Source organism: Priestia sp. 3CA3 (assembly GCF_056836725.1).
On record NZ_JBXENJ010000004.1, the window covers coordinates 352,714 to 369,463 of the forward strand.

Consider the following 16,750-nt stretch of genomic DNA (forward strand, 5'->3'; position numbering starts at 1 on the left):
TATATCCCCCTCTTATTTCCCTTGAAATAGTGGCTTTCTTTTTTCTTTAAATGCAGATATTCCTTCTTGATGATCCCTCGTTTCTACCATAAGAACTTGCGTTAGCCTTTCTTGTTCAAGCACTTGTTCTAGCGTTAAATGGAATGAATCGTTGACGATTTTTTTCATTTTTCCGTACGCTTTCGTTGGCCCTTGTGATAAACGGCTTGCAAAAGACGTAACCTCATCTTTCAACTGATCTAACGGCACTACACGGTTCAAAAAACCGGCTTTGTAAGCCGTATCGGCATCCAGAGGCTCTGCTAAAAATAGCAGTTCTTTAGCTTTGTGGGGGCCAACGACCTTTGTGAGAAAGTAAAGACCTCCTCCATCTGAAATCAATCCCACTTGAGAAAAGCTTAATACAAATCGGCTTTCTTGTGATGCGATGATAAAGTCAGAAGCGAGAGCTAAATTAAAAGCAGCTCCTGCTGCAAACCCATGAACTGCTGAAATAATTGGCTTCTCTAGATTTTGCATCGCTAAAATACATTCATTTAAACGGCCGATATGTTCATAAACATCAGCTCCCGATGCTTGACCCATCGTTTTTACATCGCCTCCGGCAGAAAACGAGCGCCCCGCTCCATTTAATATAACCACTTTAATAGACTCATCGCTTTGTGCCTGTTTTATTTCAGCTGTTAACTTTTCAATCATTTCCTCACTGAATGCATTTAAACGATCCGGTCGATTTAACGTTAAAGATAAAATAGTCCCCTGCTTTTCTACTACTAAATCACTCATAATTTCGACTTCCTCCTCTTTGCTTTGTATTAAACGATAAGCCACCCGCCGTCTACTAATAAATCACTTCCCGTCATATACGATGCCTCTTTAGACGCTGCAAAAGCAATAACATTTGCAATTTCATCTGGTTTACCTACACGTTTTAAAGCCGTATTTTTTTCGATTGCCTTAGTGAAGCGCTCATTTTCAAGTCCAGGCTGTGTTAAAGGTGTTTCTACGAATCCAGGAGACACAGAGTTTACTCTGATTCCGTGAGGTGCTAATTCAAATGCCATTGCTTTTGTAAAGTTGATTAAAGCAGCTTTAGCAGCGCTATAGTGGGGAATTTGCGCACCTGCTTTATGTCCTGAAAGAGAAGCGATGTTAACAATAGAGCGATTTTCTGCTATTTCTTCAGTTAAAAAAGGAATCAAATGTTTTGTTACAAGAAATACGCTTGTTAAATTGACGTCCTGCACCTGTTTCCACTGTTCAAGCGTTGTTTCTTTGATTGTGGAATTAACAGATCCGCCTGCGTTATTAATTAATAAATGAATTTGTCCGTACTTTTCTTTTATAAACTCAGCAAGCTCTTTGACGTCTTCTTCTTTCGTTACGTCAGCTGGGAAAATATCTGTACATTTTCGTTCACACCGTGTGTCAATAGCGGATGCAGCCTGTATTAGTTTTTCTTTCGTTCGCCCCACAAGAATGACGCGAGCGCCTTCTTTCGCCATTCTTTGAGCGGTCGCTTCTCCAATGCCGCTTCCAGCTCCTGTAATAACAGCTATTTGCCCTTCAAAACGCATCATAATCCCCCTCCTTATACAACATATCGTCCGCTGTCGATAAATTCACGGGCGATGTCTCGATTGCGCATGAACTCTCCTTCACTTTGCAAATCATTCATCCATTTTCCAAGAATTGTGCGGTACTGTCGGTGTTTTTCATCCGTTAACATCCCGTTTATTAATTGTCGAGCCTGCTTTTCAATTTCAAAGAGCGTTTCACTAACAACTGTTGCTGTGAGCTTGCTTTTTAACGTTTCTTTTTCTTCTCCATTTCTGGTTACAGCTTTTTCCACGCGCAGCACAGATGACTCCATAGCGAATAGCCCAATAGCAATTTCTGCTAGTTTCATCAGCGTTTCTTGTTCTTGCGCTAGATTTGTCTGAAACGTTTGGAATGCTGTTCCTAACAATGCAAGAAATAAATGTCTTGTTGTAATAACAGCCTGCTTTTCTCGTGCTAGAAGTTCATTTGAAGATATTTCCCACTGACCGCTCATCAATTCACTAACGGCATGTTCTACTCGTTTGTTCAGCTCTATTTCTCCTTTGCCTGCTTTTTTTAGAAGCTGAGTTGGAAGCAAAAGGCGGTTGATTTCATTTGTACCTTCAAAAATACGATTGATGCGTGAGTCACGGTATACTTGTTCAATTTTATATTCTTGAATAAATCCTGCTCCGCCATGAAGCTGCAGCGATTCATCGGCAATTAAATCAAGAGTTTCCGATCCATACACTTTACACACTGAACATTCCATTGCAAATTCAGCCAGCTGTTTAGCTACTAACTTATGATTTTCACTTTCATATAGTCCACCAAGCGCCTCTTCTAGTAAACCAGCTGTACGGTACTGGATAGATTCAGATGCAAAAATACGAGCCGCCATTTTTGCTATTTTTTCTTTTGAAGCGTTAAATTCCGCAATAGCTGTTTTAAACTGCTTGCGTTCTTTTGTATAACCTAAAGCAAGTTCAAACGCATATTTCGCTGCGCCCATACATGCAGAACCTAAGTTAAAACGTCCAAGGTTTAAGACGTTCAGCGCAATTAAGTGACCTCTTCCTACTTGTCCAAGTACGTTTTCTACGGGTACTAAACAATCTTCATAAATAACCGGGCGAGTAGACGACCCTTTAATCCCCATTTTCTTTTCTTCTGGCCCGAGAGACAGTCCTTCAAAATCTTTTTCTACAATAAAAGCGGTAAAATGTTCTCCGTCTACTTTTGCATATGTGATGAACGTATCTGAAAAGGCAGCATTGGTAATGTACTGCTTCATTCCATTTAATACATAATGCGTTTTTTCAGGATTTAATACGGCTTTTGTTTGGGCTGCAAGAGCATCAGAACCAGCTTCTGGCTCTGTCAAACAGTAGGCGCCAATATATTCACCGCTTGCCAATTTGGGCAAGTATTTTTCTTTTTGCTTTTTGGTACCAAAATACGTAATAGGAAGTGTCGCAATGCATGTATGATTAGAATGAGCGACTCCATATCCGCTTGTCCGGCCGATGATTTCACCGACGAGTCCTTTGCTTACTTTATCAAGACCTAGTCCTCCATATGCTTCTGGAATACTGTGAGCAAGAAGTCCGAGTTCGCCTGCTTTGTGCATCAATTCTACTACTTTATCAAAATCTTGCTGCTCAATGTCACTGTGGTAAGGGTCGACTTCTTTTTCAATAAACTGCTTTGCTGTCTGAGCGATCATACGATGCTCATCCGTTAAGTCTTCAGGTGTATAGACGTGCTGCGCAGATGTTTTTTTAAGTAAAAATGATCCGCCTTTTGCTTCGGTTTTCATTTCAGACATATCATTTCCTCCCCGTTTACTAGCTTTTTCTTCACTACCTTAGGAACTACAGAATAGACGTTTTTCCGGCTTACAAAGCCAATTTCGTCTAGAAAGCCATACTGAGTGAGCATTTCTCCTACGGCTGAGTGTTTCAATATTTCAATAGATGAATGCTCATAAGCCTTATACAAAAGCAGTGCGGCTTTTGCAGCATCCGTTAAATAAAATGTTTTTAGTTGCAGAAGACAGCTTATAAAGTACCCCGCTCCATATAAATCTTCTAGACAGAAGCGATCGGATGAACCTGAACAAACCAATAAAACAGTTTCATCTTGACTTGGTTGACAAACAGCACTGGCAACCGCTTCTCCGTTTAACAGTGAAGCTGCATAGACATGTTTTGCTTTTTCAGCGTTATGAATGGCCACCGTTCCATTAGTGGTGGATAAAATAACCGTTTTATCTTGAACATGCTGCTTTATCGTGCTGGGGCTTGGATCAAAAAAGCCTTCAATCGTTTTCCCTCTATATTCGCCTACAAGCGCAATTTCGTCAGGCTTATACGTTTTTGCTTTATTGCGCGCTTCTTCTTCGTTTTTTACGGGAATAACCTCTATTGCTCCTTGTTGTAAAGCAGCCGCAATTGTTGAAGTAGCCAATAAGACGTCAAATATAACGACCGTTTTTCCTTCTAGCTTTTTGGCAAGAAGCTCTTCTTTTTTGAGTATTACGTGAACTTTTCTTTTCATATATGCCCGCGTTCTGTATGCAGAGCATGAATAATCAGCGTTTTTACATACTCTCCAAATTGTGAAAACCGTTTGTCATTTGTTTGGCCTTTTTTATAACGGTAATAAATTTGCTGACAAATGACAGCAAGTTTGAAGTACGCAAACTTCAGGTAAAAGTCAATGTGTGACACATCTCGTCCGCTTTTTTTAGCATACGCTTCCACAAAATCTCGACGGGAATAAAAGCTTTTTTGCACAGTAACAGGTGGGTTCCCCAATCCTCTTTTTAAAAGTTCAGGGTCGCTGTCTTCCATCCAATAGCTCATCGCCACTCCCAAATCAGCAAGCGGGTCTCCAACGGTTGTCATTTCCCAGTCAAATAATCCTACAATTTTATTTCCATCCGGTGAAAATAACGTATTGTTAAGCTTATAATCATAGTGAATAATGGTTGAATGCTGTGAAGTGGGGATGTGTGTGGTCAACCATTTCTTTAGTGCTTCTACTTCCGATATGTCACTTGTTTTTGATTTTTCATAACGATGAATCCAGCCGTGTACTTGACGTTCTAAAAAACCTTCAGGCTTGCTGATTTCTTCAAGGAGCGTACCTTTATAAGGAACGTCATGAAGCTGAACAAGGACATCTACCATTTGTTCTGAAATACGACGGCAAAGTTGGCTCGTTTCTTTCACTTCTTCTGGAAACGCTGTGTCGATGAGAACACCGTGCTTTCGCTCCATTAAAAAAAAGGGTTTCCCGACCACCGTTTCATCTTCACAAAACACATTAGGCCTAGGAGCGAGAGGGAAAGATTTCGATAAAACAGATAAAATCTTGTATTCTCTTTCCATGTCATGCGCTTTTGGCGCAACTGGCCCAAATGGCGGGCGTCTCAACACCGCCTCCCACTCTCCGACTGAAAGAGCGTAGGTTAAATTGGACGCACCCGATCCAAATTGCTTGATTAAAAGAGGCTCTTTAGGTAAATCAGGAATCGAAACACGGAGAAACTGATGCAGTTTTTCCGTGTTTAATTCCTCTCCTTTTCGTACAGGAATGATTTGTGACATTCTTTTACCACCTGCTTTTTTATAGTTAAACAGCTACTTTATAATTCATCAAAAACTGCTTAATGTCCGCTGGAATAGAAACGCTTTTTTGTGCATCAAAATCAAAGTACACGATGACAGCTTCTCCTTTAGCAATCAGCGATCCCGTCTTGCTGTCGGTAATTTCATGGCCAATTGTAAAGCTTTTATTGCCGACATTAGATACAAAGGTTTTAATCGTTAACACTTGATTAAAATATCCTTGCGCAACAAAATCACATTTAGTAGACGCTAAAATATACTCCCACTTTTTTGTATGCATGGATGCTCCCATTTCTTCAAAAAAAGCAATGCGTGCCTCTTCTAAATAAATGAAATAGCTCGTATTGTTAATGTGACCGAGTGCGTCTGTTTCGCAAAAACGCACTTTGACCTGTGTTTCATACATGGTTTTCTCCTCCTTTACTTATGTGAAAAAACAGCGGGACGCTTTTCAATAAATGCTGATACTCCTTCTTTAATATCTTCTGTTTGAAAGACTTCTTCAAACAGCTCTGCCTCAAGTTCAAGACCTTCAGATAGTGTACGATTCATTCCTTCGTTTACCGCTGCCTTAATTCGAGAAAGTGACGGAAGAGAGTGACGGTTAAATTTCTTAGCCAGCTCTTTTGCTTTTTCGAGCCCTTTTCCTTTAGGCGTTACATGATTGGCAAAGCCTGCATGAAGTGCTTCTTCCGCCGAAACAGGACTGCCGGCAAACATCCATTCTTTAGCTTTAGATGCGCCGATTACGCGCGGAAGACGCTGAGTTCCGCCGCCTCCGGGAAACAATCCGAGCTTCACTTCCGGAAGACCGATTTGAGCATGTTCTTCGGCAATGCGTATATCAGCGGTTAGTGAAAGTTCGCACCCTCCCCCAAATGTTAAACCGTTTAACACGACAATTGTTGGTTTTTCAATGTTTTCAAGTTTTTGCAAAACACGATGGGTTTTCATAAACTCTTCTTTAATACCGCTTTGTCCCATTAGCTGTGGAAATTCTTTAATATCAGCTCCAGCCATAAACGCCCGGTCGCCCGCTCCCGTTAAAATGATTGTAATGACATCAGGATCTTTACTAAGCTCTTCATACGTTTCTTCAAGCTGCTGCACAACAGCCTGGCTCATTACATTTAAAGGCGGATTATCAATGGTTACAATAGCTGTTTTCTCTTCTTTTTCAATACGTACAAATTTTTTCATCATTGCTTCACTCCCTGTGTGTGGTATGTGTAAAAACCTTTTCCTGTTTTGCGTCCAAGCTCGCCTTTTTGAACTTTTTCTTCTATGCACGCAGCTGGCTTGTCCTCAGGGTCCCCTGTTTCGCTATAGCGCTGCTGCATCACAAAATATCCGACGTCAATTCCTGAGAGATCCATCAATTCAAAAGGACCGATCGGGTGATTGAGCGCTTTTTTGCAAATCGTATCAATGTCTTCAAAATCTGCGTATCCATTTTCGTAAAGGAAAACGGCTTCTTTTTGCAGCGCTCCTAAAATTCGATTGGCAATAAAACCTGAGATTTCTTTTTTCAGAAGGACTGCTGTGCGATTAATTTGCTTGCAAACTTCCATTGTCGTTTGAGCTGTTTGTTCACTTGTCTTTTCACTCATCACAACTTCTACGCAGTCCATTACAAGAGGAGGAAAAAAGAAATGCATGTTAACGATTTGCTCTGGACGGTTTGTTGCACTTGCAATAAGCGAGTTAACAATTGTTGAACTATTCGATGCTAAAATGGCGTGACTTGGTGCGTACTCATCTATTTCTTTAAAGACGCTTTGTTTTACATCTAACTTTTCTACAACAGCTTCAATCACAAAATCAGCACTTGAAACCGCTTCCTTTAATGTGCTTGTAAAAGACAACCTTTGAAATGCGTCTTCTTTAGCATCAGAGGAAATTTTGCCTTTGTGAACCCACTTGTCTATAATTGCTTCCAGCTTATTTTTCGCCTCGATGAGTGATTGTTCATTCATATCTTGAATAATTGTTTCATATCCTCCAAGTGCACAAAGCATACCAATTTGATGTCCCATTTGTCCTGCGCCAATGACAGCAATACGCTGTATATCTTTACTATTCATGTTATAGCCTCCTTTTAATATAAAAGGAGAGAAAGAGCTTATACTTTCCCACCTTTTACGAGCACTGTCCAGCCTAGCAGCTACTGTGACTGAATACCTTTCATCAACATCTTATAAAAAATAGCCGCAACTTCTCGATCTGACTTTTCACCATCCGGCTGAAACCAAAAATAGCTCCAATTTGTCATTCCTAATATGCCTAGCGTCACGATATCTGAAGGCAAATCTGAACGGAACTGCCCTGCTTCCATTCCTTTTTCAATAATTTCCTGTACGTTTTCTTTAAAACGATCGCGCTTTGGAATGATTTGCTGTAAGTGTTCTTCACTCAAATGACGCATCTCTCGAAAAAACACTTTAGCTCGAAGACCTTCTTTCTCAATATCATGAACAAGTTTAAAAATAATGCTGTGCAGCTTTTCAGGATAAGATATTGTCTTATCTGCAAGAATCGTCTCTTGATTTTCTATTAATCTTTCAATATATTGAAGGTGAATATCCATTAAAAGCTCTTGCTTGCTTTTAAAATAATAATAAAACGTTCCTTTTGTGACGTTTAATTCATTTACAATATCTTGAATAGACGTTTCTTTGAAACCTTTTTGAGCAAAAAGCTGAATGCTTCGTTCCATCATCAAATCTTTCATCGTCAAACCCTCTCTGTCTTTTCTCATTTTCACAAATTATACCATGGCTTAGAGGGAGCTTTTGAAAAAGTTTGTTTATGTTCAGCTTCTTTACATCGTTTCTTTCACCACTTCTTCTCGCAGTGCTCTTCGTAAAATTTTTCCTACATTGGTCTTAGGAAGCTCAGCGCGAAACTCAAAGATTCGCGGAATTTTGTAAGCTGCAAGATGATGTCGACAATAAGAAGTAAGCTCTTCTTCAGAAAGAGATTTTCCTTCTTTCACTACCAAAATCGCTTTAATTGTTTCTCCTCTGTAAGGATGCGGAACGCCAATGACAACGGCTTCTTTAATGTGGCTGTGCTCATATAAAACTTCTTCAATATCTCGAGGATACACATTAAAACCACTCGCAATAATCATATCTTTTTTGCGATCAACAATGGATAAATACCCATCTTCGTCTATCTGTCCAATATCTCCTGTGTACAGCCAGCCGTTTCTAAGCGCGTGAGCTGTTTCTTCAGGCTGATTCCAATAGCCCTTCATAACTTGAGGGCCTTTAATCACTATTTCACCAAGCTCTCCTCTTGGCAGTTCTTTTGTTCCTGTAGCCACGTCTACAATTTTATAAGCAGTTTGCGGAACGCCAAGTCCGACTGTGCCTGGCTTTCGTTCACAAAACGGCAGGTTGCAATGGGTAACGGGGGCCGCTTCTGATAAGCCGTACCCTTCTAACACTTTAGCACCCGTTTTTCGTTCGAACTCTTTCATCAGCTCAACAGGCATTGGCGCACTGCCGCTGTTGCAGATGCGAATACTTTCGATATTGTATTCTTCTGCCCGCGGATGATTGGTAATTGCGACATACATAGTTGGCACTCCAGGGAAAATACTAGGCTGCTCTTTTTTGATTGTATTTAGTACTTCTTCTAAATCAAAACGCGGCAATAGCAATATTTCATTTCCGCAAAGAATTGATAAATGCATACAGGAAGTCATGCCAAATACGTGAAACAATGGAATAACGGTTAAGCATTTTTCTTTTCCTAATTCAATATCATGCTTAAATATTTCGTATGATTGAACTGCGTTTGTGTAAATGTTTGTATGTGTAAGCATCGCACCTTTAGATGGTCCAGTCGTTCCTCCCGTATACTGAAGAACAGCAATATCGTGTGCTGGATGGATGACCGGCTGATTAAATTCATGCTTAATGGTTAGAAAATCTAAGAAGGAAAGGTCTGGTGATGTAGGAACAAAAGGTTTTTGCAAGCTGACGGTTATCGCTTCTTCTATCTCAACACGATTCCTTATCTCTTGAAGTCTCGTATAAAAATCATCGAGTAGAATTATTTTTTTTGCGCCGGAATCGTGTAAAATATGCTCTAGTTCTTGTTCGACAAGCATGGGGTTGACCTGAGTGACAATGCCGCCCGCTGCTACAATGCCAAAATAGCTTATTATATATTGCGGACAATTTGGCAGCATAATTGCTACACGATCTCCTTTTTTAATCCCTTTTTTCTGCAGTGCTCCTGCAAATACGCGAACTGAGTGGTACAGCTCCTGGTACGTTAACGTATGCTGATACATGCGCGTGGCTGTGTGAGCAGGATAACGTTCGGCTGTTTCTTTCAGCATATCAAATAGTGAAATATCTTCGATGTGAATGTCATGAGTGTAGGCTTCTGGATAAGGTGTAAACCATTTTTTAACGTCTTCCATTGAGTAACTCCTTTCTTATTCACATAGCATGAACTCCACCGTCTACTGTCAGAATATCGCCCGTAATATAATTAGACGCTGCAGAAGCAAGAAAAACAGCCGCTCCTTTTAAATCAGCTTCGGAGCCAAAGCGTTTTAAAGGGGTTTGACTTAGAAAATAATCTTTTCCTTGTTCCATAATCGCACCTGACATTTTAGTAGGAAAAAATCCCGGCGCAATTGCATTAACTTGAATATTATGCTGTCCCCATTTGACAGCTAAATCTTTCGTGAACGTAATGACCGCTCCTTTACTCGTGTTGTACCCGATTGTATCCATATACTGAGGGTCCGTTCCTCCAAGACCCGCAATTGAAGCAATGTTAATAATCTTACCAGCTTTTTGTTTAATCATTTCTTTTCCAGCTTCTTGTGACATTAAAAACGTGCCCGTCACATTAATATTCATCACTTTTTGCCATGCTTCAAGAGGCATTTCTTCAGCCGAAGCTCCCCACGTAGCTCCGCTGTTGTTAATTAAAATATCGATGCGTCCAAATGTTTCAATCGTTTGATGCACGACATTTTTAATATCTTCAGGCTGACTGATGTCGCATGCTAAAGCGAGGGTTTTTACGCCCATGGTGGCCAATCGATCAGCCACTTGCTGACATGCTTCTTTTTTTCTTGAGCATAGAACAATATTTGCCCCTGCCTCTGCAAGCCCTTCTGCCATTTGCTCTCCTAATCCTCTGCCTCCTCCGGTAATAATAGCTGTTTTTCCAGTTAAATCAAATAGATCCTTTATGTGCATAGGTTGCCTCCTGTTCTTGATAGGATTTTAGCTCAAGTCTTGCAAGCTGTGCTTTGTGCACTTCGTCTGGACCATCGGCAAGGCGCAAAGTGCGGGCATTTGCCCAAAGTGCCGCAAGCGGCGTGTCTTCTGAAACACCTGCTGCTCCAAATGCTTGAATGGCACGATCAATGACTTTTAAAGCCATAGCAGGAGCTATTACTTTAATCATGGCAATTTCTTTCCGCGCTTTTTTATTTCCAACTGTGTCCATCATATAAGCAGCTTTTAATGTTAATAAGCGAGCTTGCTCAATTTCAATACGCGATTCTGCCACCCATTCTTGAATAACCCCTTGCTGAGAAAGCACCTTATTAAATGTAGAACGAATTTGAATACGCTTACATAATTCTTCGAGCGCTCTTTCAGCTGCTCCTATTAGACGCATGCAGTGATGAATACGTCCAGGCCCTAATCTACCTTGAGCAATAGCAAACCCTTTTCCTTCGCCTAAAAGCATATTGGATGCTGGCACACGCACATTGTCATAATGAATTTCAGCATGTCCATGAGGAGCGTGATCGTATCCAAAGACTGGCAGCATTCGTTCAATTTTAACTCCCGGAGTATTTAATGGAACTAGAATCATAGACTGCTGTTCATATTTAGATGCGTTAAAATCGCTTTTTCCCATGACAATAGCAATTTTGCAGCGAGGATCTCCCGCACCTGAAGACCACCATTTTCTTCCATTGATTACATATTCATCGCCTTCTCTTACAATACTGCACTGAATGTTTGTGGCATCAGAAGAACCTACATCCGGTTCTGTCATAGAAAAGCAGGAGCGAATGTCTCCATTTAACAGAGGCTTTAGCCATTTTTCTTTCTGTTCAGGCGTTCCGTATCGAACCAGCACTTCCATATTGCCAGTGTCAGGAGCTCCGCAGTTAAAAGCTTCTGGTCCAATAATAGAACGGCCCATAATTTCGCAAAGAGGAGCGTATTCTACATTTGTTAGACCTGCTCCGTATTCGCTTTCTGGCAAAAATAAGTTCCATAGCCCAGCTCGCTTTGCTTTTTCTTTTAACTCTTCCATGATTGGAGGAACAGCTGACCATCTAGATGGCTGTTCATTCAGCTGTTGTTCGTATAGCCGTTCATTTGGATAAATATGCTCTTCCATAAAAGAGCTCAATTCTTTTTGCAGCTTCACTACTTTGTCAGAGTAAGAAAAATACACGGTAGTCCCTCGCTTTCATTTACTTACTAACCGGTTGGTATGTTACATATTCATCATAAATGAAGGAAAATAATTCAGCAAGATATTTTTAGAAAAATTCTAAATATTATATTATTTAGAAATAAAAAAAAAGAGAGGTTGTAACCTCTCTTTTTACGCGGATGTCATTTCCTCAAATACGGCTGATACTTTTTCAAACTCATCATCATCTTCAATTGAAGACCATTCACCATCATCTTCAATTTTTAAAAAGAAAACATCAATTTCTTCTTCTGTTTCAATTAAAACTTCTTCCACAAACGCAACGGCAATATAATCGTGGCCTTCAATCGTCATTTTTCCAAGCACTTCAATATCTTGCTCTTGATCATTTTCATCTAAAATTGTAAAAATCTCTCCCGTTTCAATACGTTCCATCGTATTCCCTCCTATTTTAACCTCATTATTCGTTCACTAACATGTATTCCCCTTTAGAAAAGGTTTCATGCTTATAAAAGTAGAATCTACTTTTTAAAAGGCAAAAGAATGTCTACGGTAGTTCCTTTTCCAAGTTCACTTACAAAGTTAATTTCTCCTCTATGTTCTCGAATGATCTTATAGCACACCATCAGTCCAAGCCCCGTTCCTTTCTCTTTCGTACTATAAAAAGGTTTTCCTAAATGCTGCATTCGTTCCTGCGTGATGCCTGGCCCCTCGTCGCTAAACCGGACAACAAGGTTCTCCTGATTAAATCTTTTTAGTTGAATCGTTACAGTTCCTCCACTTGGCATAGATTCGACGGCATTTTTAAATATATTGCTAAAGACCTGTTTTAACTGGTTTTCTTCGCATAATACGAGAGGAAGATGAAGATCAATCTCTTTTTTTACGTGAATTTTCTCTGTAATCCCCTGCACCTCAGCTAGCTTTAACGTGTTCTCTAAGATATCTTGGACGTGTTTGTCTTTGTAGGTTTTCGCCTGAGGCTTTGCAAGACTCAAGAACTCGTCGGCAATCAATTCGATTCTATCTAACTCATGATTTATCATTTCTACATAGTAAGGCTGACCGCTCGTTTCTTCTAATAACTGCATAAATCCTTTTACCGCTGTTAGAGGGTTTCTGATTTCGTGAGCGATACCCGCTGCTAACTGTCCGACTAAGGAAAGCTGAGCGGATTCACGCAGCAATTTTTCAGTTTTTTTACGTTCTGTAATATCACGAAACAAAACTTGAATGGCCTGCTTTCCCATATACGGAATAGGAAAGGCAATGGTTTCGGCATCAATCGTATGACCGTCTTTATGAATAAACTTTTCTTCCTGCAGATCCACAGATTTATTTTCTGTTTTCATTCGATAAATTCGCTGTTTTACAACATCATAGTAATCAGGGTGAACAAACTGATAAACACAAGCTCCTAATACATCTTGAGGATTCTTGTATCCTAGTGCTTTAGCTCCTGCAGGGTTGATATAATCAATTTTACCTTCACTATGAACGATAATTGCTTCCGGGGATAACTCAATCAAACTTCGGTAGCGCTGTTCGCTTTCTTTTAAAGCCGTCTCATCCTGCTTGCGCGATGTTATATCTCGATAGACAAACGCAATGCATAACGGCCAATCATTCATATTTTCAACGCGGAATAGTGTGACGCTTACATTAATTAAATGCCCGTCTTTATGCTGTCTGACCGTCTCAAATTCCGTTTTCGATTCCCCTGATTGAATAGTCTTATGAAGTTCGCACACGGGCTCCTTTAAAAACGAAGGTATAATCGGAAGAGGCTTTTGATGAATTTCTTCAAACGTCCAGCCAAATGTATTCTCAAACGCAGGGTTCACTTGAAGCGTTTTACCCTCTAAGTCAACGATAGCAACAGCATCTGCGTTATGATAAATAAAAGGTTGAATCTGTTCTTTTTTCTCTTGATAACTAGTTATATTCACGCAATGTCCCATAATTTCAGGCTTTTCTGTGTAAGATAAAGGGGTTAAGTTTACTACATAGCGTTTATCATTTATTTGAAGCTCGTACATAAGCGTTTTCTTTTTATTTAGCGCTTCGAAAAAATGCTCATACGAGACCCATTCTTCTAGAGGTATTTTTTGCTCAGAAACGCTTTCTCCTTGATACATACTGTAAACAAGGTGGTCACCTTTTTGTTTGTAAGCAAATATGATTCCTAGAGCCTCAGCTGAATGATTTTCTGCATGTAATCGGACTATTTTTTTATTTTCGTTCATCGTTCATATTTACCTACCCCTCACTAGCATCTTTCCTAATCGTTCTCATTCTCTTAATTTTACATGAGGCGTTTAAAATTTACTAGATAAAGAAGCAGATATTTTCCATTCATTCACATAAAAAAAGCGCCTGTATAGGCGCTTTTTTATGTGAATAGGAATTACTTTGAATGATGCATTTTATGACAGTGCCGCTTCGGAACAAACCCATTTTTCTCCATATGCTGATAGCGATTTTCCATATGTGAAGAAATGTTTTGACTCTCCGTTTTGCTTAGCACGCCGTACTCCACATATTTTGAAAGTATTTCTTTCTTTTTTTCGAACATTTCTTTGTACAGAACGGATAATTCCTGCTTTTGCTGAGACGTCAGCTGCACGTCTTTTGTTTCTGGCTGAGGATTGTTTTCCGCTAATACAGGCGTCCCGCTCATAAATAAAAAAGCTGCTGCTGCACTTATCATAACCTTTCGCAAACAATCTACTTCCTTTCATCATATAGTAGTTATAGTTTGCGAACTTCTATTTGTTTTCATTCATTCTATTTGCTTAGGACTCAATAGCTCCTCTTACATCATAATCGCTAAGATCAATTTCCATTTCCATTTCAAGTGCTAATTTAGCAAGCTCTGAACCAAGATAAGGACCCGACGTTAAGCCTGAAGCTCCCAGACCATTCGCTACTAGTATTCCTTCGTAAGCTGGAAGAGCCCCAATGACTGGCAAGAAGCCTGGAGTAAATGGTCGAAACCCTACCCTTGTTTCTAAGACTGTGCTTTCTGTTAAGCCAGGAGCAATTAATAAGGCCTTTGAAAAAATTTCATGAAGCCCCCCAGCCGTTACTCTCAAGTCATAACCCGTGTCGTTTTCATGTGTTGCTCCTATGACAATTTGACCTTGTTCAAACGAAAGAATATATTGGTCGCTTGGAGGCATTACAACGGGCCAGTCTTTTGTATCTAAATCAGGAAGATGCAAGTGGACAATTTGCGCTTTTTGAAAGCTTGCTAAAAATTTCACTCCAAGAGGCTCTAGTAATTGATTTGCCCACGCTCCTGCTGTCACGATTGTTGTACTTGCTAGAAGGGTTTGTCCATTTACGGCAACGCCCGTTACTTGATTATTTTCATAAAGTAGTTCTGCGTTTCCTTCTATTATTTTTGCACCGTTTTTCTTCGCTGCATTCACAAGTGCGTTTCGAAGAGCTCTTCCGTTAACGCGAGCGGCTCCACTAATATGAACTGAACTGTATTCTTCCGAAAGAGCCGGAAACAAAGCCTGTGTTTCTTTAGCGGATAAACGTGTAATCTCGCCTATTTCGGGGGCTTCTTCCCGACGCTTATATGCTCGTTCTTCCATTTTTTTAAGCTTTTGTTCATCAGTGTGTAAACTAATTGCTCCTACTCGCTTATATCCCGTATCCGTTTCTCCATCTTCTTCTAATTGCTGAATTAATGTTTGATAGTACTTGGCGCCGCCTTTTGCTAAGCGGTACCATGCTTTATTTCGACGCTGCGAAAGCCATGGACAAACAATTCCTGCTGCTGCATCAGTAGCTTGACCAGCATCCTTGCGATCTATCAATGTCACATCTGCTCCTGCTTTTGCTAAATGATATGCCGTAGAAGCTCCAAGTACCCCAGCTCCAACTACGATGTATGTTTTCATACCAAAACACCCTTTTCTTTCTTCTAGTATTCTCATGCTATATGTATGCAATTTTAGCATAGCAAAAAAAGAAGTCACATACTAGGCGAAGCTATTTTAAGCTTATTTTTAAGCCTTGCTGACTTTGACATATAGCTCCTTTCGTCTCGTAAACAAGAGCGGTAGAAGTTCTTTTACCAAGATTATAACAGGGTGAAGAAAGCCATAAATAGTGGTAGTACGTCTTTAACGCTGTGGCTTACGGCTTTTCTATTATAGGTGCTGAATAAAAAAATGAAAGAATAAAACCACTATAATATGTAAATAAAAAGAAATAACCATTATTTTAAGGAGAGCGTATGCAATCTTCATTTGTATTATTTTTTATCATTCTTGGTTTACTATTTGGCAAGTGGCGAAGGTATCAAGAATACTACCCTACTTTGCTGTTTTGGGTCACGGGGAATTTGCTTTATGAAGTGCTGCTGTTTCATCACCGCGTATGGGTATTTCACCCTGTTGGTATTGATCATCTTTTTCTACCCGATCACCTAATGGTTTCTCTTGGAATAACCTTAATTATTTATCCGTTTGTTATACCGGTTTTTTTAGGAAGGCTGCCGCTGCATGTAAGCGGCCGGCTGTGGTGGATTCTTTTATGGGCGCTTTTATTTACTGTGATTGAGTTCATTGCTTATGTTAATCACAGTATCACTCATCATTATGGATGGTCGCTGCTATGTTCTTTTCTCTTCAATATTGTCACGTTCTCACTTTTAATCATTCATCAGAAGACAGCGCTGGCTGCTTGGATTCTATCTGGAAGCTTCATAGCTTTTTTATTTATCTTCTTTGATATTCCTATGCCTTAACTTTTCATTGACTAGACAGAGGAAAAGGAAATATAATAGGAGTTACATTTAAATATAATTTTCCTCTCTGAGAATAGAGGTGCATGAAATCAAGAGTCACTTATTGGAGACTAATGGAGTCTGTGAAGATAAGTAAAAGGGATTTCGTGCCGAAGTATATAAACATCCATTGTGTTCATATACTGGTTCAGTATTGAATAAATGCTGAGCTGTCACAAACCACTTGGTTTGTGGAGAGCTATTGAAGAGATGTTGATGCCTAGAATGTAATAATACTTTATTATTATGAAACCAAGACGCGTGAACATCACTTCACGGGTCTTTTTTGTGTTTTTCTACTGACCATCAAAGTTATAGTTGAATGATTTAAATG

17 protein-coding genes and 1 riboswitch are annotated in these 16,750 nt (G+C 39.8%); of the genes, 1 reads left to right on the forward strand and 16 read right to left on the reverse strand.

What is annotated here, in order from left to right; translation table 11 throughout:
* Nucleotides 1–12 precede the first annotated feature (12 nt).
* The 16 genes from AC1VNJ_RS13665 to AC1VNJ_RS13740 all read right to left on the reverse strand — a co-directional run bounded on the left by AC1VNJ_RS13665 (nucleotide 13) and on the right by AC1VNJ_RS13740 (nucleotide 15,526).
* Nucleotides 13–786 (reverse strand): enoyl-CoA hydratase/isomerase family protein, encoded by a 774-nt coding sequence (locus tag AC1VNJ_RS13665; RefSeq protein ID WP_028413341.1) that lies wholly within the window; start codon nucleotides 784–786, stop codon nucleotides 13–15.
* A gap of 29 nt (nucleotides 787–815) precedes the next feature.
* Nucleotides 816–1,577, reverse strand: a complete 762-nt coding sequence (locus AC1VNJ_RS13670; RefSeq protein ID WP_033579541.1) for an SDR family NAD(P)-dependent oxidoreductase — start codon at nucleotides 1,575–1,577, stop codon at nucleotides 816–818.
* 14 nt (nucleotides 1,578–1,591) lie between these two features.
* A complete protein-coding gene (locus AC1VNJ_RS13675; protein ID WP_325076844.1) occupies nucleotides 1,592–3,370 on the reverse strand; it encodes an acyl-CoA dehydrogenase family protein in 1,779 nt (592 codons plus the stop codon).
* Nucleotides 3,358–4,101: a 2-phosphosulfolactate phosphatase gene (locus AC1VNJ_RS13680; RefSeq protein WP_311264512.1), complete on the reverse strand. Its 744-nt coding sequence runs from the start codon at nucleotides 4,099–4,101 to the stop codon at nucleotides 3,358–3,360. Before AC1VNJ_RS13680 ends, AC1VNJ_RS13675 begins: the two co-directional genes overlap by 13 nt.
* Nucleotides 4,098–5,156, reverse strand: a complete 1,059-nt coding sequence (locus AC1VNJ_RS13685) for a phosphotransferase family protein (RefSeq protein WP_482640910.1) — start codon at nucleotides 5,154–5,156, stop codon at nucleotides 4,098–4,100. Before AC1VNJ_RS13685 ends, AC1VNJ_RS13680 begins: the two co-directional genes overlap by 4 nt.
* A gap of 25 nt (nucleotides 5,157–5,181) precedes the next feature.
* On the reverse strand, nucleotides 5,182–5,583 hold the full coding sequence (locus tag AC1VNJ_RS13690) for an acyl-CoA thioesterase (protein WP_033578978.1): 402 nt from the start codon (nucleotides 5,581–5,583) through the stop codon (nucleotides 5,182–5,184).
* Between the two features lie 14 nt (nucleotides 5,584–5,597).
* Nucleotides 5,598–6,380, reverse strand: coding sequence for an enoyl-CoA hydratase (locus AC1VNJ_RS13695; protein ID WP_028413346.1), 783 nt, complete (start codon nucleotides 6,378–6,380; stop codon nucleotides 5,598–5,600).
* Entirely contained in the window at nucleotides 6,377–7,261 is an 885-nt protein-coding gene (locus AC1VNJ_RS13700) for a 3-hydroxyacyl-CoA dehydrogenase family protein (protein ID WP_482640911.1), read from the reverse strand. Before AC1VNJ_RS13700 ends, AC1VNJ_RS13695 begins: the two co-directional genes overlap by 4 nt.
* An 80-nt stretch (nucleotides 7,262–7,341) precedes the next feature.
* On the reverse strand, nucleotides 7,342–7,908 hold the full coding sequence (locus AC1VNJ_RS13705) for a TetR/AcrR family transcriptional regulator (RefSeq protein WP_028413348.1): 567 nt from the start codon (nucleotides 7,906–7,908) through the stop codon (nucleotides 7,342–7,344).
* Between the two features lie 90 nt (nucleotides 7,909–7,998).
* Nucleotides 7,999–9,615, reverse strand: a complete 1,617-nt coding sequence (locus AC1VNJ_RS13710) for a long-chain-fatty-acid--CoA ligase (protein WP_154991344.1) — start codon at nucleotides 9,613–9,615, stop codon at nucleotides 7,999–8,001.
* A gap of 19 nt (nucleotides 9,616–9,634) precedes the next feature.
* On the reverse strand, nucleotides 9,635–10,408 hold the full coding sequence (locus tag AC1VNJ_RS13715) for an SDR family oxidoreductase (RefSeq protein WP_033578975.1): 774 nt from the start codon (nucleotides 10,406–10,408) through the stop codon (nucleotides 9,635–9,637).
* Nucleotides 10,386–11,630, reverse strand: a complete 1,245-nt coding sequence (locus AC1VNJ_RS13720) for an acyl-CoA dehydrogenase (protein ID WP_098626425.1) — start codon at nucleotides 11,628–11,630, stop codon at nucleotides 10,386–10,388. The genes AC1VNJ_RS13715 and AC1VNJ_RS13720 overlap by 23 nt, the downstream gene beginning before the upstream one ends.
* 153 nt (nucleotides 11,631–11,783) lie before the next feature.
* Complete coding sequence (locus AC1VNJ_RS13725; RefSeq protein WP_013057050.1) at nucleotides 11,784–12,047, reverse strand: DUF1292 domain-containing protein; 264 nt, start codon at nucleotides 12,045–12,047, stop codon at nucleotides 11,784–11,786.
* 86 nt (nucleotides 12,048–12,133) lie between these two features.
* A complete protein-coding gene (locus AC1VNJ_RS13730; protein WP_033578973.1) occupies nucleotides 12,134–13,858 on the reverse strand; it encodes a PAS domain-containing sensor histidine kinase in 1,725 nt (574 codons plus the stop codon).
* Between the two features lie 161 nt (nucleotides 13,859–14,019).
* The gene (locus AC1VNJ_RS13735) at nucleotides 14,020–14,334 is read right to left on the reverse strand and encodes a YckD family protein (protein ID WP_028413353.1); all 315 of its coding nucleotides are present in this window, start codon (nucleotides 14,332–14,334) and stop codon (nucleotides 14,020–14,022) included.
* Nucleotides 14,335–14,407: 73 nt separating this feature from the next.
* Complete coding sequence (locus AC1VNJ_RS13740) at nucleotides 14,408–15,526, reverse strand: NAD(P)/FAD-dependent oxidoreductase (RefSeq protein ID WP_033578972.1); 1,119 nt, start codon at nucleotides 15,524–15,526, stop codon at nucleotides 14,408–14,410.
* Between the two features lie 338 nt (nucleotides 15,527–15,864).
* Between AC1VNJ_RS13740 and AC1VNJ_RS13745 the strand changes: the two genes are divergently transcribed.
* Nucleotides 15,865–16,377 (forward strand): CBO0543 family protein, encoded by a 513-nt coding sequence (locus AC1VNJ_RS13745; protein ID WP_028413355.1) that lies wholly within the window; start codon nucleotides 15,865–15,867, stop codon nucleotides 16,375–16,377.
* A gap of 66 nt (nucleotides 16,378–16,443) precedes the next feature.
* Nucleotides 16,444–16,626: riboswitch (Lysine riboswitch) on the forward strand.
* The last annotated feature ends 124 nt before the right edge of the window (nucleotides 16,627–16,750 follow it).